Raw genomic sequence first — 24,352 nt, 5'->3', positions numbered from 1 at the left:
CGAGCGGATTTCACTTTCCGGCTGGTCACAGGCTAAAGTTCTTCTTGTTCGCAGCGCGGAAACGCGAAGGACACAGCGGACAGCGGGGCTATAGCTCAGTTGGTAGAGCGCCTGCATGGCATGCAGGAGGTCAGGAGTTCAATTCTCCTTAGCTCCACAATCAAGATCCCGGTTCCTTCAATCGAAGGGGCCGGGATCTTCTGTTACGCCCAGAGTTTCTCCCTGTTGTCGCGCAGCGTTTTCGTACGCAGGCTGCTCTCCTCGTCGTTCGGGGTGTACGCGACGATCCGGCACTCCGGCATCCCGTTGATCGAGAGCGACACCGAGGTCATCCTGATCTCGCCCACGGCGTCGTGGCGGAAGGTCTTTATTCGCGGGCCAGGCGGAACCACGTCGCCGTTCTGCCAGAGCTCCGCGAAGTACGGGCTGGCGGCCGAGAGGCGGGCGATGAAGGTCTCCCAGGCGGGCTCTCCCGCATGGGGGCCGTACGAGGCGCGCAGCGTCGCGACCATCACCGGCAGTTCCTTCTCCCGGAAGAGGACCGGGCAGTGGGCGTCCGGGATGGTGAAGAGCGTCCACAGCACGTTCTGGACGGCCGCGTCGCGCATCTGCGGGACGTCGAAGAGATCGCGGTAGGCGGGGTTGGTGGCGAGGATGTCGTACCGCGCGTTGTAGACCACGGCGGGGTGCGGGTCGAGGGCGTCGATGATGCCCTGGATGTCCGGGCCGACGGCCAGGGCGTCCGGCGACAGGTCGGGGCAGAAGGCGACCCCGGCCAACTGGTACAGATGCTTGCGCTCGGCGTCGTCGAGGCGGAGCGTACGCGCCACGGCGTCGAGGACCTGGTCCGAGGCGTTGATCGGGCGGCCCTGTTCGAGCCAGGTGTACCAGGTCACTCCGACACCGGAGAGCTGGGCGACTTCCTCGCGGCGCAGTCCGGGGGTGCGCCGGCGCAGTCCGCCGGGCATGCCGACATCGGCAGGTGTCACCCTGGCCCGGCGGCTGCGCAGGAACGCGGCCAGCTCCGACCGCCTGCGGTCCTTCGATACGGCCATCGTCGTCACTCCCCCATGGTCGGCGCAGAGCCCCTCCGCTGCCAGGTGCTGTCAGTACCAGCATCACTGGGCTCTCACCACCTGTACCGGATTGTCGTCACGCTCGATGTCATGACGACAACGACCCCGACAACTCCTGTACTCAGTAAAGACCCTGGCACTGACAAACGGCCCGGATGGCTTCTCGCCGTCGTCCTCGCGGCCCAGTTCATGGCGCTCCTCGACGTCTTCATCGTCAATGTCGCCGCCCCCACCATCCGTACCGAACTGCACGCCTCCGGCGCCGGGTTGCAGCTGATCGTCGCCGGATACTCCATCGCCTACGCCGTGTTGCTGATCACCGGCGCCAGACTCGGTGACCTGCTGGGCCACCGCAGGATGTACCTCGGCGGACTCGCGCTCTTCACCCTCGCCTCGCTCGCCTGCGGACTGGCCCAGGGGACGGGCGAGTTGATCGCCTTCCGGTTCGTCCAGGGCTCGGGCACGGCCCTGATGATCCCGCAGGTGCTCTCGCTCATCCAGCGCAACTTCACCGGACCGGCCCGGATGCGCGCCCTCGGTTTCTACTCCGCGGTGCTCGCCGTCGGTGCCGCCGCGGGCCAGGTGGTCGGCGGGGTGCTCGTCAGCGCCGACCTCTTCGGGGCGAGCTGGCGCCCGGTCTTCCTGGTGAACGTTCCCATCGGTGCGGCGCTTCTCGTCCTCGGGGCCCGCGTCCTGCCCAAGGACAGCCGTCAGGAGCCGGAGCGTGCCCGCAGCCTCGACCTGCCGGGGCTGGTCCTGCTCGCCGCCTCGGTCTGCCTGCTGACCGTGCCGCTGGTGCTGGGCCAGGAGCTCGACTGGCCGCTCTGGTCCTGGTTCTCGCTCGGCGCCAGCGTGGTCGTCTTCGCCGCGTTCTTCGCCCACGAATCCGCCCTCGCCCGCCGCGGCGGCGCACCGCTGATCGCGCCGAGGGTGCTCAGGATTCCCGGCATGGGCCGGTCGGTGGCACGCATCCTGCTGGTCATGGCGGTGAACTCCGGCTTCCTCTTCGCGCTCACCCTGCACATCCAGGGCGGGCTCGGCTACAGCGCGCTGCGTGCCGGACTGACCTTCGCGCCGACCGCGGTGGTCTTCGGCGCGGTCGGGCTGACCTGGCGGCGCTGGCCTGCCGCCCTGCTCAAGTCGCTGGTGCCGGCCGGGTTCGTCCTGACGTCCGTCTCCGCCCTGGCCGTGGGCTGGGTGCTCAAGGACGGGAGCGACGGAGGCGCCTGGATCTTCGTGGCGTACGCGGGCATCGGTGCGGGACTCTCCGCCGCCTTCAGCCCCACCTTCGCGGGCGCGCTCTCGACCGTACGGCCGGAGGACGCGGCGGACGCCAGCGGACTGCTCGCGACCGTCACCCAGCTCGGACAGCTGATCGGTGTCGCGGCCTTCGGCACGCTCTTCCTCAACCGGGTCGATGTGCCGGGGGCGCACGCGTCGGCCGATGCGCTCTGGGTATGCACCATTGCGCTGGCAATCGCCGCGATCGCCGGAGGTGTGGCCGGACTGGTACGCCGACGCCACTGACCCCCTTGCGGGGCCATGGCAGAATCGGACGGCCGGAGGGGGACGACGGTCCGAGACGGGGAGGGAGAGCGCATGCCCGCGAGCAAGCTGACATGCCCGTCCTGCGGCTCCGTCCATGTCGCCCAGGTCCTCGGTGACAACGGTGGCATCTCCTACGTGTGCACGGCCTGCGGCCACAGCTGGAACTGACGTGGGTGCACACAGGAGGAAATGCGACTGGTGCGGCAGCGGTACGCCCATCGTCAGGGACATGGACCCGGTCAACCCCGACTACCAGTACTGGTGCGAGGAGTGCGCGCGGGCGCTCGTCATAAAGGGCGACCCGATCGAGACCTACCGGGAGCTCGAGGGCGAGCCGATCTACGGCCGGCTGCTCGAGGAGCACTGCACCCTCAAGCGGTTCTACTCCTTCGCCACAGCGTGACCAGGACGGCTGCCGCCGCCGTCGGATAGAGCGCCGACAGCGTCATCAGGCCAAAGTTCTGGGCGAGTTCGGGCCGCGCCGGACCGTGCGGCACCCACCACAGGGCGAAGCTGGAGAAGAGCAGCCAGCCCGCGGCCGCGCCGGCCCGGGTGTACGTACCGAGCAGGATCAGCGCCGGTACGCACCAGACCCAGTGGTGCGACCAGGAGACCGGCGAGACGAGCAGAGCGGTGGCCGCGCAGGCCACGACCGCCTGGGCGCGCTCCCCGCGCAGCTCCGCCCGTACCGCCACCGCGAGCCCGGCCGCGGCGGTCAGAACGGCTGCGGCCGCCCACCACAGCCCCGGATCGCCGGTGTGCAGAAGGCGCGCCAGGACCCCGCGAAGCGACTGGTTGGCGGTGTCCTCCGCATGACCCACCCGGCTCGCGGTGAAGACGGCGTCCGTCCAGAAGCGGCGCGAGTCGTACGGAAGGACGGCCGCGGCCGCGAAGGTCGCGCCGGCGAAGACCGCAACGGCCAGCGCCGCCGGGCGCCGGCAGGGGCGCCGTACGACCCCCGCGAGCAGCAGACAGAGCACGAAGAACGCCGGGGTGAGCTTGATGGCGGCCGCAAGACCGAGCGCCGCGCCTGCCCAGCGGTGGCCGTCCCTGCGGGTGAGGTCGAAGAGGACGGCGACCGCGAGGAGGAGATTGATCTGTCCGTAGCGCAGGGTCGTCCAGACGGGTTCGCACCACACGGCGAGCGCCGAGATCCAGAGCGCGGACTCCAGGGATTCGCGCCCGGCCAGACGCAGCGAGAGATGGACCAGCGCCACGAGCAGGGCGAGGTTCGCGAGCGTCGCGAGTGCGCGCATCTCGCCGACGCCGAGCAAGGTGAGCGGGGTGAACAGCAGGGCTGCGAACGGCGGATACGTCGTGGGGAGGCGGGCCGCGGTCGTGCGCATCGCGTAGAGGTCCTGGCCGGCGCGGACCGTCGCGCCCTCGGCCCGGTAGACCATCAGGTCGATCATCGAGACGTGGGCGGCGCGCTGCGCCAGCCAGAAGACCGTGAAGGAGAGCAGGCAGACGGTGGCAGCGGCGGGGAGGGAGCGCAGGCGTGTTACGGGGAGTGCGATCACGGTCACGAAGGGCGACAGTACCGGGCGGGCCGCAAAGGATTTTGGCGGCCTGCGACGACCGTGTAATGTTGGCGGAGCCGAAGGGGAAACCCGCGAAAGTGGCACGCAACGAGGGGCTATAGCTCAGTTGGTAGAGCGCCTGCATGGCATGCAGGAGGTCAGGAGTTCAATTCTCCTTAGCTCCACAGTGAAGAAGAGGGCCACCCGATCCGGGTGGCCCTCTTCTCGTACGTCAGGCGCTTCAACTGCGGCCGCTGCCCAGGGCCTTGCGGTCCGCGGCGGGGAGCGCGGGGCGGTCCGTGCGCTCGGCGGGGGGTTGTTCGATCCGTAGCGCGAGCTCCGGGCACCGGCGCACGGCGCGCTGTGCACGCCCCCTCAGATGGACGGGTACGGAGGCGTCGGCGAGCGCCGGATAGCCGTCGGGGCCGAGCCGGATCAGCTCGGGGACGAGGTCGGCGCAGAGGCCGTGGCCCTGGCAGAGCGTCCAGTCGACGGTCAGTTTCTCGCCGCTGGGCAGGGACTTCTCCGCGTAACCCTCGGGGCCCGGAAGCGGCAGCACGCCGAGCGTCTCGCGGCCGCAGCCGCCACCGAGCACATGCGCGGCGAGGTCGTCGGTGAAGGCGGAGACGGTCGAGGCGAGGAAGCGGGCCGAGCCGTCGGGGTGCTTGCAGGCGCCCCTGCCCTTCACCGCCTGGGTGACTTCGCGCAGCGCCTCCAGGGCTGCGGGGCCGCCGCCGTTCAGTACGTCGGAGAGGCCGCCCGCGGCTGCCGGCAGGCCCAGTTTGCAGGGGCCGCACTGGCCCGCGGTCTCGGCCGCCAGCCAGTTGGCGATCCGCAGCGCCTCGCCGAGCGGGCAGGTCTCGGGGCCGATCGGGAGGATCGCGCCTGCGCCCAGTGCCCCGCCGAGCGCGGCCAGGGACGCCCGGGAGACGGTCGCGTCATGCGCGGCGACAGCGTCCAGCCAGCTGCCGTGGTAGCCGCCGGTCAGCACGCCCTGGGGGAGCGGTGGGGCGCCGGCCAGCTGGAGGACGTACCGCAGCGGGACTCCGGTGGGGACCTCGACGACCATCGGGCGGGCGACCGCACCGGAGACGGTCAGCAGGACGGTGCCGGGCTCGGTGGGGAGGCCGGTGTGGCCGTAGCGCCGGGGTCCCATGCGTGCGGCGACGGCGAGTTGGGCGAAGGTCTCGGCGTTCGAGAGCAGCGTCGGGGCGCCGCCCACCCCGGACTCGGCGGCGCGCGTCCGGCGTCCCGGCGGCAGGGCGGGGCCGCCGTCGATGGCGCGGATCAGGGCGGACGCCTCGCCGGAGACCATGCGCTCGGGGGTGCGGACGATCCGGGCGCGCAGCGAGCGGCCGCGGCGGTCGGCCAGGCCGCGCTCCGCGAACGCCTTGCGCATCGAGGCCTCGGTGGAGTTACGGGTGAGGCCGACGACCAGCGTGCGGGCGCCGAGGGCCTCGGCGGCGAGGAGGGCGCCGTCCAGGACGAGGTGGGGGGCGCGGTTGAGCAGCACGGTGTCCTTGCGGCAGGCCGGTTCGCCCTCGCTGGCGTTGACGACGATCACGGGCCGGACGCCGCGGCGGATCGCGGACTTGGCGACCGCCCGCATCTTCTCGCCGAAAGGGAAGCCGGCCCCGCCCCGGCCGCGGAGCACGATGTCGTCGGCGAGCTGCGCCAAGTGCTCGCCGGACAGGGGCTTCAGCGGGCCGTGCACCTTGAGGTGCAGGGAGAGGTCGAGCCGCTCGACGAGGTCGAAGCCGGAGGTCAGGTGCGGGAGGCCTACGACGCGGACCTCGGGGACGTCGGGGAGGGGGGCGTTCATGGGCGGTCTCCTGCGGGGGTGTGCCAGGGCTCGCCGGGTGCGGGGGCGTGGAAGGGGCCTGGCAGGGGTTCGGTGTCGTACGCGGAAGGGGTGTCGTACGGGGGGTGGTACGGCGGTGCCTGCGCGGGCGGCGGCGGGGCGGGGGCGGGCCAGCGGGCGGAGGGGAGCCCGGGGGGCGCGGGGGACTCGTAGCGCGGGGGAGCGGGCGGCGGGCGGCGGGGCTGCGCGGGGGGCGGGGCCTCGGTGGCGGGCGGCGGTTCCGGGGCCGGACGCGGTTCCGGGGCCGGAGGTGCGGGCCTGGTCGCGGCGGTGATGCGGTCGGCGATACGGCGCCGGGTGCGGCGGGGCAGCGTACGCAGCGAGAGCGCGCCCGCGACGGCGGTCAGCGAAAGGGCGTACAGCACGATCACCCAGGTCTTGGGCGGCCGGCCCGCGTACAGGCCGTGAAGAAGCCCCGTGCACCAGGCCGGATAGGCCAGCATGTGCAGCGCGCGCCAGCGGACCGCGATCCCCCCGGGGGCGGCGAAGGCGCTGCGCAGGGCGCCCGTCGCGGCCGCGGTGATCATGAGATACGCGGCGAGCGAGCCGAGGCCGATCAGTCCCGCCGTACCTCTGAAGCCGAGGCCGAAGGGGACGAGGGCGCCGATCAGGCCCGTATGCCCGAGCGCGATCTTGACCGTGATGTGGAGGAGGAGAAAGACGATCGAGGCCACCGAGACGGTGCGGTGGACGGCCTGGGCGACCAGGCGCTGCCGGGAGGAGAGCAGAAGCCGGTCGGTGGCGATCAGTCCCCAGACGACGGCTGCGGAGAGCGAGACCAGGGTGAGGACGCCGGTGGTGAAGTCGAGTGCGGCACGGACCTCGTCACTCCCTGCCACGGCGAGCAGGGGGACGAGGAGGAGTAACGCGACGGGGAGGATGCGGCGGGGGGTGTGGGCGTTCATGGGAGGCGACTCCAGAGGTTCCGAATGTTTCGTTTCGGCAATGCAGTCCCGTTGCGGCACGCTAGCTCGCTGCGTACCGGGCAGTACGGCGTTTGGACGCTTGCCCCATAAGGGGCCGGTACGCGGGGTAACCTCGCCCCCGCGATACGCCTGTGCGGGCCGCGCGGGGCCTGCGGTACCCTGACGCCATGCGTGCCGTACGCCTTCTGCTTAGCGAGCCGCACTGACGAGGAACCAAGTCGGTGCGGCGACCCCTCCTGTGTGAGGGGTTTTTTCATTTCCTGGAGAAGCAGGCGCTGGCAGAGACGATCGATGGAGCTTTGAGGATCATGAGCGAGAATTCCGCTGCCGCCGAGGCGGCCGACGCCCACCGCTACACGGCTGCCATGGCGGCCGACATCGAGGCACGCTGGCAGGACTTCTGGGACGCCGACGGCACCTACGAGGCGCCGAACCCGGGCGACGGCGAGCTGGGCGGGGACCCCGTCCTGGCCGCGAAGCCCAAGAAGTTCATCATGGACATGTTCCCGTACCCCTCCGGTGCGGGCCTGCACGTCGGACACCCGCTGGGCTACATCGCCACCGATGTCTACGCCCGCCACCAGCGCATGACCGGCCACAACGTGCTGCACACGCTGGGCTTCGACGCCTTCGGCCTGCCCGCCGAGCAGTACGCGGTACAGACCGGGACGCACCCGCGGGTCTCCACCGAGGCCAACATGGAGAACATGAAGGTCCAGCTGCGCCGGCTGGGCCTGGGCCACGACAAGCGCCGCTCGTTCGCGACGATCGACCCGGACTACTACAAGTGGACCCAGTGGATCTTCGTCCAGATCTTCAACTCCTGGTACGACACCGAGGCGAAGACCGCGCGGCCGATCACGGAGCTGGTGGCGCAGTTCGAGAGCGGGGAGCGCGCGGTCTCCGGCGGGCGCTCCTGGAGTGCGCTGAGCGCCGCTGAGCGCGCCGACGTGCTGAGCGAGTACCGGCTGGCGTACGCCTCGGACGCACCGGTCAACTGGTGCCCGGGCCTGGGCACCGTACTGGCCAACGAGGAAGTGACCGCCGACGGCCGCTCCGAGCGCGGCAACTTCCCCGTCTTCAAGGCGAAGCTGCGCCAGTGGAACATGCGGATCACCGCCTACGCGGACCGCCTGCTGGACGACCTGGACGGGCTGGACTGGCCCGAGGCGATCAAGCTGCAGCAGCGGAACTGGATCGGCCGCTCCGAGGGCGCGCGCGTCGACTTCCAGGTGACCGACACCGACGCGATCACCGTCTTCACCACCCGCCAGGACACCCTGTTCGGCGCCACCTACATGGTGCTGGCCCCCGAGCACGAGCTGGTCGACTCCATCGTTCCGGCCGCCTGGCCCGAGGGCACCCACGACGTGTGGACGGGCGGGCACGCGACCCCGGCCGAGGCCGTCGCCAAGTACCGCGCCTTCGCCGCCTCCAAGTCCGACGTCGAGCGGCAGGCCGACGCCAAGGAGAAGACCGGCGTCTTCACCGGCGCGTACGCGACGAACCCGGTCAGCGGCGAGCAGGTCCCGGTCTTCATCGCCGACTACGTGCTGATGGGCTACGGCACCGGCGCGATCATGGCCGTACCGGCGCACGACACCCGCGACTTCGCGTTCGCGCGCGCCTTCGAGCTGCCGATGCGGTGCGTCGTCGAGCCGTCGGACGAGCGCGGCACGGACGCTTCCGTCTGGGACGATGCCTTCGCCTCGTACGACGCCAAGCTGGTCAACTCCGCCAACGACGAGATCTCGCTGGACGGCCTGGGCGTCGTCGACGCCAAGGCGAAGATCACCGACTGGCTGGCCGCGCGCTCGATCGGCGAGGGCACGGTCAACTTCCGGCTGCGCGACTGGCTGTTCAGCCGCCAGCGCTACTGGGGCGAGCCCTTCCCGATCGTCTACGACGAGGACGGCATCGCCCACTCGCTGCCCGAGTCGATGCTGCCGCTGGAGCTGCCCGAGGTCGAGGACTACTCGCCGCGCACCTTCGACGCCGACGACGCGGACACCGTCCCGGAGCCGCCGCTGTCGCGCAACGAGGACTGGGTGAACGTCACCCTGGACCTGGGCGACGGCCCGAAGAAGTACCGGCGCGAGACCAACACCATGCCCAACTGGGCCGGTTCCTGCTGGTACGAGCTGCGCTATCTGGACCCGCGCAACAGCGAGAAGCTGGTCGACCCGGCGGTCGAGCAGTACTGGATGGGCCCGCGCGAGGGGCAGCCGCACGGCGGCGTCGACCTGTACGTCGGCGGTGCCGAGCACGCCGTACTGCACCTGCTGTACGCGCGGTTCTGGTCCAAGGTGCTGCACGACCTGGGCCACATCTCGTCCGTGGAGCCCTTCCACAAGCTGTACAACCAGGGCATGATCCAGGCCTTCGTCTACCGCGACAGCCGCGGCATCGCGGTGCCGGCCGCCGAGGTCGAGGAGCGCGACGGCGCGTTCTTCTACGAGGGCGAGAAGGTCAGCCGCGTCCTGGGCAAGATGGGCAAGTCCCTGAAGAACGCGGTCACTCCGGACGAGATCTGCGGTGAGTACGGCGCGGACACCCTGCGTCTGTACGAGATGGCGATGGGCCCCCTGGACGTCTCGCGTCCGTGGGACACGCGTGCCGTCGTCGGTCAGTACCGGCTGCTGCAGCGCCTGTGGCGCAATGTCGTCGACGAGGCGACGGGCGAGGTCACGGTCGTCGACGCGGAGGCCGACGAGGACACGCTGCGTGCCCTGCACAAGGCCATCGACGGCGCCGGGCAGGACATGACGGGGCTGCGCTTCAACACCGCCATCGCCAAGGTCACCGAGCTGAACAACCACCTGACCAAGGCGGGCGGCCCGCTGCCCCGTACGGTCGCCGAGCAACTGGTGCTGCTGATCGCGCCGCTGGCTCCGCACATCGCCGAGGAGCTGTGGCGCAAGCTGGGCCACAGCGAGTCCGTGGTGCACCAGGACTTCCCGGTGGCGGACCCGGCGTACGTCGTGGACGAGACCGTGACCTGCGTCGTGCAGATCAAGGGCAAGGTCAAGGCGCGCCTGGAGATCTCGCCGTCGATCACCGACGAGGAGCTGGAGAAGCTGGCGCTGGCCGATCCCGGTGTCGTGGCCGCGCTGGGCGGTGCCGCGATCCGCAAGGTGATCGTGCGGGCGCCGAAGCTGGTCAACATCGTCACCGGCTGAGGAATCCGAGGCTTCCGAAGCTTCAGGGCTTTCCCCTACGGGCAGGTTGGGGGTTCCGATGGAACCCTCGGCCTGCCTGTTCCGTTTACCGTGGAGGGACGCGAAACCACTAGCCGAGGGGCGCCCATGGAAGCCGTCATCGCGATCTTGGCGCTGCTCTTTGTTGTCTTTGTGGCGACGGGGGTGTTTGTGACCGTGAAGGTGGTCGGCGCCGCGAAGCGGGGCGTCGAGCGCACGGTCACGCAGGCCCGCCGGACCGTCGAGGACACCACGCTGCGGGCGAAGAGTTACGGACAGCCGGGCGTCGCGGGCGAGCTCTCGCAGCTCAGGCTCTCGCTGCGCACGTCGATGCGGGCGACGCAGGACGCGCTCCAGGCGGCCGTGACCGAGGACCCCACGCTCCAGGAGTCGCTCGGTCTCTTCGTACGACTCAGTGCGCACGGGCACGAACTGGACGAGGAGCTCAGGCGGCTGGAGCGCGACCCGGACAAGGCGCGGCTCGGTGAGCGGATGCCCGAGCTCCGCGAGCGTACGGAACGGATCACGCACTCCGCGGAGTCGCTGCGGTGGGCGGCCAGGGACCGGGCGCGGAAGTTCGCCGACGACGATCTGGCGGCGCTGAACGCGCAGATCGACGTGGAGGCGGGGGCGCTGCGGCACTGGACTTTGGCGGAGCCGGAGGGAGAGGCCGCGCCTGCGCAGGCCGAGGATCCGAGGGACGCGCAGCCCCAGGCGATCACCGGACGTGACCGGAATCAGCCGTTCACGAACTATCCGTGGCAGAAGACCGCGCGCCCCGAAAGCACCACCTGAGCACCACCTGAGCAGTTCTGAAGCGTCCCCGGAGTGGATCACTGTGACGGTCCGCACTGCCGTGGGGCGCCCCCTGCGGGTAACCTCCCGCTCATGTCCCGCCATGTCGCGATCGTCACCGATTCAACGGCCTACCTGCCGCCGCAGACGATGATGCAGCGCGGTATCACCGCGGTGCCGCTGACGGTGGTCCTCGGGGACCAGGCCCTCGAGGAGGGCACGGAGATCTCGGCGCGTTCGCTCGCACAGGCGCTGCAGAAGCGGCGCTCGGTGACCACGTCCCGGCCGAGCCCCGAGGTGTTCGCTGCCGCCTACCGTGCGGCCGCCGAGGCCGGGGCGGAGTCGATCATCTCCCTCCATCTCTCGTCGGAGTTCTCCGGCACCTACGACGCGGCCGTGCTGGCCGCCCGGAACGCCCCCGTGCCGGTCCGGGTGGTCGACACCGGCATGGTCGCGATGGCGCTCGGCTTCTGCGCGCTCGCCGCCGCCGACGTCGCCGATGCGGGCGGCTCCCTGGACGAGGCGGTGGCCGCGGCGGAGAAGCGCGCAGGGGGCACCTTCGCGTACTTCTACGTGGACACCCTGGACTATCTGCGGCGCGGCGGGCGGATCGGAGCGGCCCAGGCGCTGCTCGGCTCGGCCCTCGCGGTGAAGCCGCTGCTGGAGCTCAACGGCGGCCGCATCGAGCCGCTGGAGAAGGTACGTACGGCCTCGAAGGCCATTGCCAGGCTCGAGGAGATCGCCGCGGACCGGGCGGGGACGGCGCCCGTGGACATCGCGGTGCACCACCTCGCGGCCCCCGACCGGGCGGCCGCGCTCGCGGAGCGGCTGCGCGAGCGGGTGCCCGGGCTGGTCGATCTGCATGTCAGCGAGGTGGGTGCGGTGATCGGCGCGCACACGGGGCCCGGACTGCTCGCGGCCGTGGTTTCGTACCGCTGATCTCACCCGTGTGGGTGGCGGGATTTTCCACAATCGCCGGGTTTTCCACCGGAATTGACCATGATCAGCGGGCTTGCTCCTGGGTGCCTACGGTCTTCTGCCATGGCACTTCGATCACATTCAGCAACCAGCGGCCCGGGCCGTGCGCCGGCCTCCGACGGCCGCGCCCGCGGTGTACGGAGCCGGCGCAGGCACCGGGTGTACGCATCCCAACTGGCCATGCGGGGCCGGGCGGAGGCGCTCTTCCCCCGCGCGGGATCCCCGCCGCCGCTGTCTTTTTCCCCGCCTCCTCCTGTGCGGGGCCCTGACCGGGCCGCGCCCGATGTACCTGTCGCGGAGGGCACTACGCGTCCGTGGGCCGCCCTGCGGGAGCGGCTGCCGGTGTGGGTGCAGGCGCGCTGCGGACTGGCGCCGAAGACCCTGGCCGCGCTCGGCGTCGTACTGATCCTGGCCGTGGGCTTCGCCGTCCAGCACTTCTGGACCGGGCGCCCCCAGGCCGTACGGGCCCCTGAAGTGGTGGGCGGCCGCCGGGCCGCGGCGGAAACGCAGCCCCAGCTTCAGCCGCAGCCGTCGCCCGGTCCCGCTCCGAAGGAACCGCAGGGCAGCAGCCAGATCGTCGTCGATGTGAGCGGCAAGGTCCGGCACCCGGGCATCCACCGGCTGCCGGCGGGATCACGGGTCGCCGACGCGCTGCGCGCGGCGGGCGGGATCAAGGGCTCGGTGGATGCGTCCGGGCTGAACCGGGCGCGGCTGCTGATGGACGGCGAACTGGTGGTCGTGGGCGGTCCGGCACCGCAAGGGGCCACCGCACCGGGGGCGGCCGGGGGAGGTGCACAGGGCGCCCCGTCCGGCCCGGTGAGCCTCAACTCCGCCACCGCCGAGCAGCTGGAGACGCTGCCGGGGGTGGGTCCCGTACTGGCCCAGCACATCGTCGAGTACCGCACCGAGCACGGCGGTTTCCGCTCCGTGGACGAACTGCGCGAGGTGAACGGGATCGGCGACCGCCGGTTCAGCGACCTGCAGCCCCTTGTACGGCCATGACCCGCCCCGCCGTCCACACCGCGTCGGCCCACCGCCTGGGCGCCTCGGACCCGCGCCAGGAGGGCCCCGGCGACTACCGCCTCGTACCCCCGGCCCTGGCGGCCTGGGCGGCGGCGGCCCTGATGGTGGCGGCCCCGGGGTGGTGGGCCGTCACCGCGGTCGTGGCGACGGTCTGCGGTGCGGGGGCGGTGTTGGCGTTCCGCCGAGTGCCGGTCCGTTCCACCGTCGTCGCGGCCGCCCTGCTCTGCGCGGCAGCAGGGGCGGCCTCCGGCGGGCTGCAAGGGGCCGATGTGCGCCGGGGGCCCGTCCCTGCTCTGGCCCGCCAGTACGCCCAGGTCGACGCCGAGTTGACCGTGACGTCGGATCCCCGGCCCACCCGGCCCCGGGTCCGCGGGGACCGGGCGACCGCCGCCTCGGTCGTCGTCGGCGCCGAGGTGACGCGCGTACGGACACGGGACGGTGCGGCCTCTGCCGTCCGCACGCCGGTCCTGGTCATCGCCCATGCCGGCGGCTGGCAGGGGCTGTTGGCCTCGACCCGGCTGCGGCTGACCGGCCGCCTCGCGCCCCCGCTCCGTGACGGCGACCGCATCGCCGCCGTGCTCCGCGTCCCGGGTGACGAGCCGCCGCGGATCATCGGGGCCCCAACAGCCCTCCAGCGCACGGCCGGAGACCTCCGCGCCGGGCTGCGTACCGCCAGTGAAGGGCTGGCCCCCGATGCGCGCGCCCTGCTGCCGGGGCTGGTCGTCGGGGACACCTCCCGGATCCCGCCGGACCTGGAGGACGCCTTCCGGACCACCGACCTCACCCATCTCCTCGCCGTGTCCGGCTCCAACCTCACCCTTGTCCTCGCCCTCCTGATCGGACCACCCGGCAGAGCCCTGCGGGCCGAACGCGGCGGCCTCGCCCCGAGGCTGGGCATCTCCTTGCGCACCACCGCGATGCTCGGCGGGGCGCTGACCCTCGCCTTCGTGACCGTCTGCCGTCCCGACCCCAGCGTGCTGCGGGCCGCGGCCTGCGGTCTGGTCACGCTGCTCGCCATCGGCACGGGGCGCCGCCGCTCCCTGATCCCCGCGCTGGCCGCCGCCGTACTGCTGCTGGTGCTGTACGACCCCTGGCTGGCCCGGAGTTACGGGTTCCTGCTCTCCGTGCTGGCCACCGGCGCCCTCCTCGTCCTCGCCCCGCACTGGAGCGACGCGCTGCAGCGCCGCCGGGTCCCGCCCCGCCTCGCCGAGGTGCTGGCCGCGGCCGCCGCCGCGCAAGCGGTCTGCGCACCCGTCATCGTCGTACTGGCCTCCCGGGTCGGTCTCGTCGCCGTCCCCTGCAATCTCCTCGCGGAACTCGCGGTGGGCCCGGCGACCGTCCTCGGCTTCGCCGCGCTGGCGGCGGCCCCCGTGGCCATGCCGGTCGCCGAACTGCTGGCCCGTTGTGCGGGGTGGCCCGCGGGGTGGATCGCTTCCGTGGCGCGCAAGGGGGCCTCCCTTCCTGGTGCCGAGATGCGGTGGCCGGGCGGATGGGGAGGTGCGCTGCTGCTCGCCGCGGCCACCGTCGCAGTGCTGTTCGCCGCCCGTGGGCTGCGCCGTCACGTCTGGCTCGGCGCCGTCTGTGCGCTCCTGCTGGTGCTCGCGGTCCTGCGCCCGGCCCCGCTCACGCGGATCGTCACCGGCTGGCCGCCACCCGGCTGGAGATTCGCGATGTGCGACGTGGACCAGGGCGACGCCACGGTTCTGGCCGCGGGCGACGGGACCGCGGTGGTGATCGACACCGGACCCGAACCCCGCCTGGTCGACCGCTGTCTGCGGGAACTCGGCATCACCCGCATCCCGCTCCTGCTCCTCACCCACTTCCACGCCGACCACGTGGCGGGCCTGCCCGGTGTCCTGCGCGGCCGGTCCGTCGGTCTGATCGAGACGAGCACGCTCCAGGACCCGCAGGACCAGAGCGTGTTCGTCCGCAGGACAGCCGCTGCGGCCCATGTGCCCGTCGCCCGCGCGGCCCCGGGGGAGCGACGCAGGATCGGCCCGCTCGACTGGCAGGTGCTCTGGCCGCCGGCTCCACCGGCCCCTCTGCCCGACGGGCCCAACGACGCCAGCGTCACCCTCTTCGTGCGCACCGCGGGCCTGACCCTGCTGCTGCTCGGAGACCTCGAACCCCCGGCCCAGGAAGGCCTGTTGCGCAGCTACCCCGCGTTCCCGCCCGTCGACGTACTGAAGGTCGCCCACCATGGATCGGCGTACCAGGACCCCGCCCTGATACGCGCCGTGCACCCCCGGCTCGCGCTCATTTCCTGCGGTGAGGACAACCCGTACGGACATCCCTCGCCCCGTACGGTCGACGCGCTGCGTGCGGAGGGCGCCGTGGTGCTCCGCACGGACCGGGACGGGGCGATCGCCGTGACGGGGCCCGAGCCGTCCCTGACCGCGATACCCGCGGGCCGCTGACCGGCCCTGGCCCATGGCGCGTCACGGTGCCGCCGGGCGAGACTTGGCCCATGGACACCCCGCAGCCTCCGAGCACCCAGCAGATCGACGCCTACCTGGACCGGATCGACGCGGTCCGTCATCCGCAGGCGGACGCCGACTTCCTGCGCGTACTGCACCGGAAGCATCTGCGGGCCGTCCCGTTCGAGAACCTCTCCATCCATCTCGGCGAGGACATCGTGCTCGCCGACCAGCCCCTGCTCGACAAGATCGTGGGCGCCCGGCGGGGCGGCTTCTGCTACGAACTCAACGGCGCCTTCGCGGTGTTGCTGAGGGCGCTCGGCTTCCGGGTCTCGCTGCTGCAGGCCCGGGTGTACGGGTCCGACGGCAAGCTGGGCATCCCGTTCGACCATCTCGCCCTGAAGGTGGGCACGGACAGTGGAGGGCCCTGGCTCGTCGACGTCGGCTTCGGCGACCACAGCCACTATCCGCTCGCGCTCGGCACCGACCGTGAACAGGAGGACCCCGGCGGCCGGTTCACCGTCGAGGACGGTCCCCGGGGCGACCTCGACGTCCACCGCGACGGGAAGCCGCAGTACCGCATCGATCTGCACCCGCGCGAACTGGAGGAGTTCGAGGTGGGGGCCTGGTTCAACCGGACCTCGCCCGCCTCGCACTTCACCCGGTCCCTGGTCTGCTCCCGGCTCACCGAGGACGGCCGCATCACCCTCAGCGGCGACAAGCTGGTCACCACCGTGGACGGGGAGCGCCACGAGGAGCATCTGGGGTCCGACGCCGAGATCCTGGCCGCCTACCGCGACCACTTCGGTCTCGTGCTCGGAAGCGTCCCTACTGTGCGGAAGATTACCGTCCAGTACGACTAGGGCGGAAGCGCCTCTGTTTGCCCCGAACGCCCCACCAGTGATCGAATGCATCTTCGGTAATGGATGGTGCGATGCCGGGGGAGTGTGAAGGTGTTCAGTCGACTGCTGGGCAAGCGTTCGAACGAAGTGACACGTGGCGGCGGCCTCTTCGGGGGCCTGCAGATCCCGCCCAGGGCGGGCGTCCTCAGCTGTCGTGTCCTCGACCCGGTCAACGAGCCGGTGCAGCAGGCCGAGTTCGTGCTCACCGACAGCGTCGGCCGCAAGGTCGTCGGCGGTGAGACCGACCCCTTCGGCAGCGTCATGGCGACCGTCCCGGCCGGCGAGTACCGGCTGGCGGTCACCGCCGAGGGCTTCACCCCGTACCACGCGAACGTCACCGTCACCGAGGGCGGCCATTCGGGCCTCGGCGACGTCACCCTCCAGATCACCCCGCCGCCCGTCCTCCCCGAGCCCGGCGACTGGGAGATCGAGCCGATGCACACCCAGATCGCCTTCACCGCCCGCCACATCGGGCTCGCCCGCATCCACGGCAGGTTCAACACCTTCGCCGGAGCCATCCGCATCGCGGACCGGATGGAGAACTCCGCGATGCACGTCATCATCGACGCGGCGTCCATCGACACCAACGTCCAGATGCGCGACGACCATCTGCGCTCGGGCGACTTCCTCGACGTGGCGCGCTTCCCGACGCTCGAGTTCTACAGCGACCGCTTCATCCACCGCGGCGGAAGCCGCTGGGGCGTGACCGGGGCGCTCACCCTGCACGGCGTCAGCCGTACGGTCACCCTGGAGACCCAGTACCTGGGCATCGGCAACGGCATGGAGGGCGAGACCCGCGCAGCCTGCCGCGCCACCACCGAACTGCACCGCGAGGACTTCACGGTCAGCTGGCAGACCATGCTGGCCCGCGGCATCGCGGTGGTCGGCAACAGCATCACCATCGACCTGGACATCCAGATCGTGAAGAAGTCCGGCTGAGGCACACCCTCTAAGGGGCCTCGAGCCAGCCCTCGTACTCCGCGGCGAACTCGTCGAGCGCCGCGGGGTCGAGGCGCCCGGCCGGATCCTCGACCACGAGCAGCCACTGCGCGTCCTCGGCGTCGTCCTCGCCGGCCAGTGCGTCGCGCACCAGCTGAGGCTCCTCGCCGACCCCGAACCGGTCGGCGAGCTCGCCCGCCGCCTCCTCGGCCGCATCCCGGTCGGGCAGCACCAGCACATGTCGTCGTACGTCGCTCACCTGCCCATTCTCTGTCACGTACGGGACTGTCAGTGCCCCGTGGGATGCTGGACCGCGATGGCCACCAGAAAGAGTTCGACCGACGATCCGCTCGCCCCCGTCACCCTCGCCGTGGGGCAGGAGGACCTGCTCCTCGACCGCGCCGTGCAGCAGGTGGTGGCGGCCGCCCGCGCCGCCGACGCCGATACGGACGTACGCGACCTCACCCCCGACCAGCTGCAGCCCGGCACGCTCGCCGAGCTGACCAGCCCCTCGCTCTTCTCCGAGCGCAAGGTCGTCGTCGTCCGCAACGCCCAGGACCTCTCCGCGGACACGATCAAGGACGTCAAGGGGTATCTGGACGCCCCCGCCGAGGAGATCACCCTGGTCCTCCTCCACGCCGGCGGTGCCAAGGGCAAGGGTCTCCTGGACGCCGCGCGCAAGGCCGGGGCCCGTGAGGTCGCCTGCCCGAAGACGACGAAGCCGGCCGAGCGCCTCACGTTCGTACGCTCCGAATTCCGCACCCTGGGCCGCTCGGCCACCCCCGAGGCCTGCCAGGCCCTGGTCGACTCGATCGGCAGCGATCTGCGCGAGCTCGCCAGCGCCGCCTCCCAGCTCTGCTCCGACGTCGAGGGGACGATCGACGAAGCGGTGGTCGGCCGGTACTACACGGGCCGCGCCGAGGCCTCCAGCTTCACCGTCGCCGACCGGGCCGTGGAAGGCCGCGCGGCCGACGCCCTGGAGGCACTGCGCTGGTCGCTGTCGACCGGGGTCGCGCCCGTGCTGATCACCAGCGCCCTGGCGCAGGGCGTACGGGCCATCGGCAAGCTCTCCTCGGCCCGGGGCGGCCGCCCGGCGGACCTGGCGCGCGAGCTGGGGATGCCGCCGTGGAAGATCGACCGGGTCAGACAGCAGATGCGGGGCTGGACCCCCGACGGAGTCGCGGACGCGCTCAAGGCGGTGGCCGAGGCGGATGCCGGGGTGAAGGGCGGGGGGGACGACCCCGAGTACGCCCTGGAGAAGGCGGTCGTCGCGGTGGCCCGGGCGGCCCGCCGGCCCGCCGGCCGCTAGCCGCTACCGCGAGACCGGCACACGACGAAGGCCCCGCTCTCCGCCCTGGGGAAGGGCGGCAACGGGGCCTCGTCGTACAAGCTTGGTGCGCCGCACCCGCGTGGCGAACGCAGGCCGTGTGCGGCGCGGGGTTGTCGGTCCGGAGCGGTAGAGGGGCCGCTGGGTCCGGGCCGGCAGGGTGGTGCTGGATCAGGCAGAGATACCGGCAACGCGCTTGGCGATGGCCGACTTCTTGTTGGCAGCGGCGTTCTTGTGCAGAACACCCTTGCTGACAGCCTTGTCGAGCTTCTGCGACGCCTCACGAGCGGCAACAGTGGCCTTCTCGACGTCGCCCGCGGCAGCGGCCTCACGGGCCTTGCGGATCGCGGTCTTGAGCGAGGACTTGACGGCCTTGTTGCGCAGGCGCGCCTTCTCGTTCGTCTTGTTGCGCTTGATCTGGGACTTGATGTTCGCCACGAAAGAGCCTTTGCAGGTTCGATGATTTTCGATGAGCGCCCAGAGTCCGCAAGGACACCAGGCACAGCTGTCCACGGTACCAGTCGTCCCTCTACCAGCCCAAACCGGGCCCTGGTCGCCAATCGTGGGACGATGGGGGCTAGGGGATGTCCGGCGGATCAGGCCGTTCCTGGTACGCCTTGATCCTTTCGCTGCTGGTGAGCGGTGGTCTGGTGCGTGCAGCTGCAAGGCGGAGGAGGGCGACAACGCGGAGCGTTGGCAACCGACGACAACGCCGCAGATGTGCGTGCCAGACCGGCGCGACCCAGGCATGATCCGCCGGACATCCCCTACACGTATCGATTGCCCACCCACCGTCCGAGACGAGACCCTGCGTGCCCGCGACTCCTACCCACGTGCCCGAGCCGAGCCGTACCGACCCGGCGCTGATCCGCAACTTCTGCATCATCGCGCACATCGACCACGGCAAGTCCACGCTCGCCGACCGGATGCTTCAGCTGACCGGGGTCGTCGACTCGCGGCAGATGCGTGCTCAGTACCTCGACCGTATGGACATCGAGCGCGAGCGCGGCATCACGATCAAGTCCCAGGCGGTCCGTCTGCCCTGGGCGCCCACCACGGGCGAGGGCACGGGCAAGACCCATGTCCTGAACATGATCGACACCCCTGGCCACGTGGACTTCACGTACGAGGTCTCGCGTTCGCTCGCCGCCTGTGAGGGCACGGTCCTGCTCGTCGACGCCGCCCAGGGCATCGAGGCGCAGACCCTCGCCAACCTCTACCTGGCGATGGAGAACGACCTCACCATCGTCCCGGTGCTCAACAAGATCGACCTTCCCGCGGCCCAGCCCGAGAAGTTCTCCGAGGAGCTGGCCAACCTCATCGGCTGCCAGCCCGAGGACGTGCTCAAGGTCTCGGCCAAGACGGGCATGGGTGTGGAGGCGCTGCTGGACCGCGTCGTCAAGGACGTCCCGGCCCCGGTCGGCGTCGTGGACGCCCCCGCCCGCGCGATGATCTTCGACTCGGTCTACGACTCGTACCGCGGTGTCGTCACCTACGTCCGTGTCGTCGACGGTCAGCTCAACAAGCGCGAGCGCATCCGCATGATGTCCACCGGCGCCACCCACGAGCTCCTGGAGATCGGCGTCTCGTCCCCCGAGATGACCCCCTCCGACGGCATCGGCGTCGGCGAGGTGGGCTACATCATCACCGGCGTGAAGGACGTACGGCAGTCCAAGGTCGGTGACACCATCACCTCCCTGCACAACGGCGCCACCGAGGCCCTGGGCGGTTACAAGGACCCGAAGCCGATGGTCTTCTCGGGTCTGTATCCGCTGGACGGCTCGGAATACCCCGACCTGCGCGAGGCCCTCGACAAGCTCCAGCTCAACGACGCGGCCCTGGTCTACGAGCCGGAGACCTCCGCGGCCCTGGGCTTCGGCTTCCGCGTCGGCTTCCTCGGCCTGCTCCACCTCGACGTGATCCGCGAGCGCCTGGAACGCGAGTTCGGGCTCGACCTGATCGCGACCGCCCCCAACGTGGTCTACCGCGTCGTCATGGAGGACGGGGCCGAGCACACGGTCACCAACCCGAGCGAGTTCCCCGAGGGCAAGATCTCGGACGTCTACGAGCCGGTCGTACGGGCCACGATCCTGGCCCCCAGCGAGTTCATCGGCGCGATCATGGAGCTCTGCCAGACCCGCCGCGGCACGCTCCTCGGCATGGACTACCTCTCCGAGGACCGCGTCGAGATCCGCTACACGCTGCCCCTCGCGGAGATCGTCTTCGACTTCTTCGACCAGTTGAAGTCCAAGACCCGCGGTTACGCGTCCCTGGACTACGAGCCCACCGGCGAGGAGGCCGCCAGCCTGGTCAAGGTCGACATCCTGCTGCACGGCGACAAGGTCGACGCCTTCTCCGCCGTCACGCACAAGGACGCGGCCTACGCGTACGGGGTGCGCCTCGTGGCCAAGCTGCAGAAGCTCATCCCGCGCCAGGCCTTCGAGATCCCCATCCAGGCCGCGATCGGCTCCCGCGTCATCGCCCGCGAGACCATCCGCGCCATCCGCAAGGACGTCCTCGCCAAGTGCTACGGCGGTGACATCTCCCGTAAGCGGAAGCTGCTCGAGAAGCAGAAGGAGGGCAAGAAGCGGATGAAGATGGTCGGCAGCGTGGAGGTCCCGCAGGAAGCCTTCATCTCGGTCCTCTCCAGCGACGACTCCGGGGGCAAGAAGAAGTAGGACCACCGTTCTTCAATACCCCCGCAAAAGCGCCCTCCGGACACGGACGGGCGCTTTTTGCGGTTGTGTGAGGATTGGAAAAGCTTCTGCGTGCATTTGGGTGATCGCCAAAAAAGCCCGGGATTAATAGTTTCCGCTGACCAGGTCCCTCCGTTACGAATACTGAAAGCGGTGTTCCGAGCGGCCAGCAAGACGCTCGGGCGGCACGACGGTCGTGACCGTGACGGACGCCGCTTCAGAAAGGGATCCTGAAGTGAACTACACCAAGGCTGCTGCTGTTGTTGCCGGCTCCATGATGGCCCTCGGCGTTGCCACGCCGGCCTTCGCCGACGGCGTCGACAACATCCCGGGTGCCCCGGCTGCCGACGCCCTGGTCGACAGCTCGACGGTCTCGAAGAACGTTGTCAAGAAGCCGAACGTCAACATCGACGCCGTCATCGGTGCCGTGACCAAGGCGACCGACAAGCTCAAGGCCAACCAGAACACCGCTGCGAAGTCCGTGGTCGGTTCGGCCAACGGCGCTGCCGCCCCGATGATGGGTGGCCTGCCGATCGGCGGCTGATCTCCCGGATTCACCGCCCTGCCGCTTCCTCGAGCCGCGGCAGAGTGAATTCAAAGCGGGCCCGGTGCATTGCACCGGGCCCGCTTTTATCTGTTTAATGGGCTTTCCGGGTGTTTGATGAGTGAAGTCGAATCTTCTGCGTTACGTTCCTGGAATTCGGGTTACCGATCCTGTTCAAAGGAGGCAACAAACATGAATCCCAGCGTAATTGCCCGTTGTGCCGGTACCGTTCTCGCCGCTGCTCTGCTCGTGGGTGCGGGTGCCGCATCGGCTTCCGCCGACGACGGTCCGGCCGTCAGCAGCCACGACACCGTCGGCGTCAGCGTCGGCAGCCTGCTCAACATCGGTGCCGTCAGCGACACCACCGTCGGCGGCAAGGCGGGCCACGGCCACGACAAGGGCCACGGCAAGCACAAGGAGACGGCTGCCGTCGGCGTCAACGTCGACACCGATGTCAACCTCGGCCTCGACATCGCGGCCGACCTCCTGGCGTCCGTGGGCGCGGCGGCCCACGGTCTCTGACCCGGCCCCACCAGCGAACGGGCCCCTGCGCTGCGGCGCGGGGGCCCGTTCGTTATGAACCCCCCTCTTACGTGGCGGACCCCGGCGCTCTACTCTGATCACTAGTTACTCGCCAGTTAAATACCAGCCAGTCGCGCAGAGCTGCCGCGGGCCCGGAGGACGACGTCGTGAGCGACACACAGACAATGATCGAGAACCGACCGCCTTCCGTGGCGACCCTCTTCACCCAGCGCGTGGCCGATACACCGGACGCGGAGGCCTACCGTTATCCGGTGCCGGCCGCCCCGGGTGCGGGCGCGGACGAATGGAAGTCGCTGAGCTGGGGGCAGGCCGCCACGCGGGTGTACGCCATTGCCGCGGGGCTCGTCGATCTCGGGCTGCAGAGCGAGGACCGGGTCGCGCTCGCCGCGAGCACCCGCGTCGAGTGGATCCTCGCGGACCTCGGCGTGATGTGCGCGGGTGCCGCGACCACCACGATCTACCCCTCGACCAATGCGGAGGAGTCGGCGTTCATCCTCTCCGACTCCGGCAGCCGGGTGCTGATCGCCGAGGACGCCGTGCAGCTGGCGAAGGCGCGGGAGCGGCGGGCCGATCTTCCGGAGCTCGCCCATGTCGTCGTCATCGACGCGCAGGGCGTCGAGGCGGACGAGAGCGGTTGGGTGATCACCCTCGCCGAGCTCGAGGCCCGCGGAGCGGCATACCTGGAGAAGAACCCCGACGCGGTCCAGGAGCGGATCAAGGCCATCGAGGCCGACCAGCTGGCGACGCTGATCTACACCTCGGGGACCACGGGCAAGCCCAAGGGCGTACGGCTGCCGCACGACAACTGGTCGTACATGGCGAAGGCGATCGCCGCGACCGGTCTCATCGGCCAGGAGGATGTGCAGTACCTCTGGCTGCCGTTGGCGCACGTCTTCGGGAAGGTGCTGACCTCGGGGCAGATCGAGGTCGGTCATGTCACCGCCGTGGACGGGCGCGTGGACAAGATCATCGAGAACTTGCCCGTGGTACAGCCGACTTACATGGCCGCCGTGCCGCGGATCTTCGAGAAGGTCTACAACGGGGTCGCGGCCAAGGCGCGCGCCGGCGGCGGCGCCAAGTACAAGATCTTCCAGTGGGCGGCCGACGTCGCGCGCGAGTACGCGAAGGTCACCCAGGACAACTTCCGACGCACGGGCAACGCCAGTGCCCCCTTCGGGCTTTCGGCCAAGCACAAGGTCGCCGACGCGCTCGTGTACTCCAAGATCCGCGAGGCGTTCGGCGGGAATCTGCGCGCCTGCATCTCGGGTTCAGCGGCCCTCGCACCCGACATCGGCTACTTCTTCGCCGGCGCGGGGATCCACATCCTCGAGGGGTACGGACTGACCGAGTCCAGCGCGGCCAGCTTCGTCAACCCGGGCGAGGCGTACCGCACCGGTACGGTCGGCAAGCCGCTGCCCGGCACCGAGGTGCGGATCGCCGACGACGGCGAGATCCTGCTGCGCGGCCCCGGCATCATGCAGGGCTACCACGGGCTACCGGAGAAGACCACCGAAGTCCTGGAGTCCGACGGGTGGTTCCACACCGGGGACATCGGGGAGCTGTCCGCGGACGGGTACTTGAGGATCACCGACCGCAAGAAGGACCTGATCAAGACGTCGGGCGGCAAGTACATCGCACCGGCCGAGGTCGAGGGCCAGTTCAAGGCGGTGTGCCCGTTCGTCTCCAACATCCTGGTGCACGGCGCCGACCGCAATTTCTGCACCGCGCTCATCTCGCTCGACGAGCCGACGATCCTGGGCTGGGCCGAGGAGAACGGGCTCGACGGGAAGAGCTACGCCGACGTCGTGGCGGCGCCCGAGACCCAGGCGCTGATCGAGGGCTATGTGAAGCGGCTCAACGAGGGCCTGCAGCGCTGGCAGACCATCAAGAAGTTCCGTCTGCTGCCGCGTGACCTGGACATCGAGCACGGCGAGCTGACGCCCAGCCTGAAGCTGAAGCGGCCGGTCGTCGAGCGCGAGTACGGGGCGCTCATCGAGGAGATGTACGCGGGGTCGCGCGAGGCGTAGGAACGGCGGAGGATTCGGGGGCTCGCGCCCCCG

At 70.5% G+C, this 24,352-nt stretch carries 20 protein-coding genes and 2 tRNA genes; 16 read left to right on the top strand and 6 right to left on the bottom strand.

Translation table 11 applies throughout. The features are described from left to right. Positions 1 to 84: 84 nt before the first annotated feature. Positions 85 to 157, top strand: a tRNA-Ala gene (locus OG707_RS11655). Between the two features lie 46 nt (positions 158 to 203). On the opposite strand, the gene OG707_RS11650 is transcribed toward OG707_RS11655, so the two are convergent. Continuing rightward, positions 204 to 1,055 carry a helix-turn-helix transcriptional regulator gene (locus OG707_RS11650; protein ID WP_329117178.1) on the bottom strand — a complete coding sequence of 284 codons (852 nt, stop codon included), beginning with the start codon at positions 1,053 to 1,055 and terminating at the stop codon, positions 204 to 206. 111 nt (positions 1,056 to 1,166) lie between these two features. On the opposite strand from OG707_RS11650, the gene OG707_RS11645 reads away from it, so the two are divergent. Together OG707_RS11645 and OG707_RS11640 are read left to right on the top strand one after the other, a co-directional pair. Continuing rightward, on the top strand, positions 1,167 to 2,603 hold the full coding sequence (locus OG707_RS11645; protein ID WP_329117168.1) for an MFS transporter: 1,437 nt from the start codon (positions 1,167 to 1,169) through the stop codon (positions 2,601 to 2,603). 190 nt (positions 2,604 to 2,793) lie between these two features. Further along, positions 2,794 to 3,027, top strand: coding sequence for a hypothetical protein (locus tag OG707_RS11640; protein ID WP_024494568.1), 234 nt, complete (start codon positions 2,794 to 2,796; stop codon positions 3,025 to 3,027). Here OG707_RS11640 and OG707_RS11635 read toward each other — a convergent pair. Continuing rightward, positions 2,996 to 4,150 (bottom strand): glycosyltransferase 87 family protein, encoded by a 1,155-nt coding sequence (locus OG707_RS11635; RefSeq protein ID WP_329117166.1) that lies wholly within the window; start codon positions 4,148 to 4,150, stop codon positions 2,996 to 2,998. The genes OG707_RS11640 and OG707_RS11635 overlap by 32 nt on opposite strands. 106 nt (positions 4,151 to 4,256) lie before the next feature. On the opposite strand from OG707_RS11635, the gene OG707_RS11630 reads away from it, so the two are divergent. Continuing rightward, a tRNA-Ala gene (locus OG707_RS11630) sits at positions 4,257 to 4,329 on the top strand. A gap of 56 nt (positions 4,330 to 4,385) precedes the next feature. Here the strand turns inward: OG707_RS11630 and OG707_RS11625 are convergent. Then, on the bottom strand, positions 4,386 to 5,966 hold the full coding sequence (locus tag OG707_RS11625) for a ferredoxin (RefSeq protein ID WP_329117164.1): 1,581 nt from the start codon (positions 5,964 to 5,966) through the stop codon (positions 4,386 to 4,388). Then, positions 5,963 to 6,910, bottom strand: a complete 948-nt coding sequence (locus OG707_RS11620; RefSeq protein WP_329117162.1) for a hypothetical protein — start codon at positions 6,908 to 6,910, stop codon at positions 5,963 to 5,965. The genes OG707_RS11625 and OG707_RS11620 overlap by 4 nt, the downstream gene beginning before the upstream one ends. 329 nt (positions 6,911 to 7,239) lie before the next feature. Here OG707_RS11620 and leuS point away from each other — a divergent pair, with 329 nt between their 5' ends. The 7 genes from leuS (at position 7,240) to OG707_RS11585 (ending at position 17,182) form a co-directional block, all read left to right on the top strand. After that, a complete protein-coding gene (gene leuS, locus OG707_RS11615; RefSeq protein ID WP_329117160.1) occupies positions 7,240 to 10,110 on the top strand; it encodes a leucine--tRNA ligase in 2,871 nt (956 codons plus the stop codon). Between the two features lie 126 nt (positions 10,111 to 10,236). After that, positions 10,237 to 10,923 carry a hypothetical protein gene (locus tag OG707_RS11610; protein ID WP_329117158.1) on the top strand — a complete coding sequence of 229 codons (687 nt, stop codon included), beginning with the start codon at positions 10,237 to 10,239 and terminating at the stop codon, positions 10,921 to 10,923. A gap of 93 nt (positions 10,924 to 11,016) precedes the next feature. Further along, positions 11,017 to 11,862 (top strand): DegV family protein, encoded by an 846-nt coding sequence (locus OG707_RS11605; RefSeq protein WP_329117156.1) that lies wholly within the window; start codon positions 11,017 to 11,019, stop codon positions 11,860 to 11,862. 102 nt (positions 11,863 to 11,964) lie between these two features. Next, the gene (locus OG707_RS11600; RefSeq protein ID WP_329117154.1) at positions 11,965 to 12,903 is read left to right on the top strand and encodes a ComEA family DNA-binding protein; all 939 of its coding nucleotides are present in this window, start codon (positions 11,965 to 11,967) and stop codon (positions 12,901 to 12,903) included. Continuing rightward, a complete protein-coding gene (locus tag OG707_RS11595; protein WP_329117152.1) occupies positions 12,900 to 15,341 on the top strand; it encodes a ComEC/Rec2 family competence protein in 2,442 nt (813 codons plus the stop codon). Before OG707_RS11600 ends, OG707_RS11595 begins: the two co-directional genes overlap by 4 nt. A 50-nt stretch (positions 15,342 to 15,391) precedes the next feature. Continuing rightward, entirely contained in the window at positions 15,392 to 16,204 is an 813-nt protein-coding gene (locus OG707_RS11590) for an arylamine N-acetyltransferase family protein (protein ID WP_329117150.1), read from the top strand. A gap of 90 nt (positions 16,205 to 16,294) precedes the next feature. Beyond that, positions 16,295 to 17,182, top strand: a complete 888-nt coding sequence (locus OG707_RS11585; RefSeq protein WP_329117148.1) for a YceI family protein — start codon at positions 16,295 to 16,297, stop codon at positions 17,180 to 17,182. 10 nt (positions 17,183 to 17,192) lie between these two features. On the opposite strand, the gene OG707_RS11580 is transcribed toward OG707_RS11585, so the two are convergent. Then, positions 17,193 to 17,441 carry a hypothetical protein gene (locus tag OG707_RS11580; RefSeq protein ID WP_329127736.1) on the bottom strand — a complete coding sequence of 83 codons (249 nt, stop codon included), beginning with the start codon at positions 17,439 to 17,441 and terminating at the stop codon, positions 17,193 to 17,195. 57 nt (positions 17,442 to 17,498) lie between these two features. Between OG707_RS11580 and holA the strand changes: the two genes are divergently transcribed. Continuing rightward, positions 17,499 to 18,491, top strand: a complete 993-nt coding sequence (holA, locus tag OG707_RS11575) for a DNA polymerase III subunit delta (protein ID WP_329117147.1) — start codon at positions 17,499 to 17,501, stop codon at positions 18,489 to 18,491. A gap of 189 nt (positions 18,492 to 18,680) precedes the next feature. On the opposite strand, the gene rpsT is transcribed toward holA, so the two are convergent. Next, positions 18,681 to 18,947 (bottom strand): 30S ribosomal protein S20, encoded by a 267-nt coding sequence (gene rpsT / locus OG707_RS11570; RefSeq protein ID WP_329117146.1) that lies wholly within the window; start codon positions 18,945 to 18,947, stop codon positions 18,681 to 18,683. A 374-nt stretch (positions 18,948 to 19,321) separates the two neighbouring features. Between rpsT and lepA the strand changes: the two genes are divergently transcribed. The 4 genes from lepA to OG707_RS11550 all read left to right on the top strand — a co-directional run bounded on the left by lepA (position 19,322) and on the right by OG707_RS11550 (position 24,319). Continuing rightward, positions 19,322 to 21,187: a translation elongation factor 4 gene (lepA, locus tag OG707_RS11565; RefSeq protein ID WP_329117145.1), complete on the top strand. Its 1,866-nt coding sequence runs from the start codon at positions 19,322 to 19,324 to the stop codon at positions 21,185 to 21,187. A 253-nt stretch (positions 21,188 to 21,440) separates the two neighbouring features. Further along, positions 21,441 to 21,749 (top strand): hypothetical protein, encoded by a 309-nt coding sequence (locus tag OG707_RS11560; RefSeq protein WP_329117144.1) that lies wholly within the window; start codon positions 21,441 to 21,443, stop codon positions 21,747 to 21,749. Positions 21,750 to 21,941: 192 nt separating this feature from the next. After that, positions 21,942 to 22,271, top strand: a complete 330-nt coding sequence (locus OG707_RS11555) for a hypothetical protein (protein ID WP_329117143.1) — start codon at positions 21,942 to 21,944, stop codon at positions 22,269 to 22,271. Positions 22,272 to 22,438: 167 nt separating this feature from the next. After that, positions 22,439 to 24,319: an AMP-dependent synthetase/ligase gene (locus tag OG707_RS11550; protein ID WP_329117142.1), complete on the top strand. Its 1,881-nt coding sequence runs from the start codon at positions 22,439 to 22,441 to the stop codon at positions 24,317 to 24,319. Positions 24,320 to 24,352: the final 33 nt, after the last annotated feature.

It is taken from the genome of Streptomyces sp. NBC_01465 (genome assembly GCF_036227325.1).
GTDB lineage: Bacteria > Actinomycetota > Actinomycetes > Streptomycetales > Streptomycetaceae > Streptomyces.
This window is presented reverse-complemented; position numbering and strand designations above follow the sequence as displayed.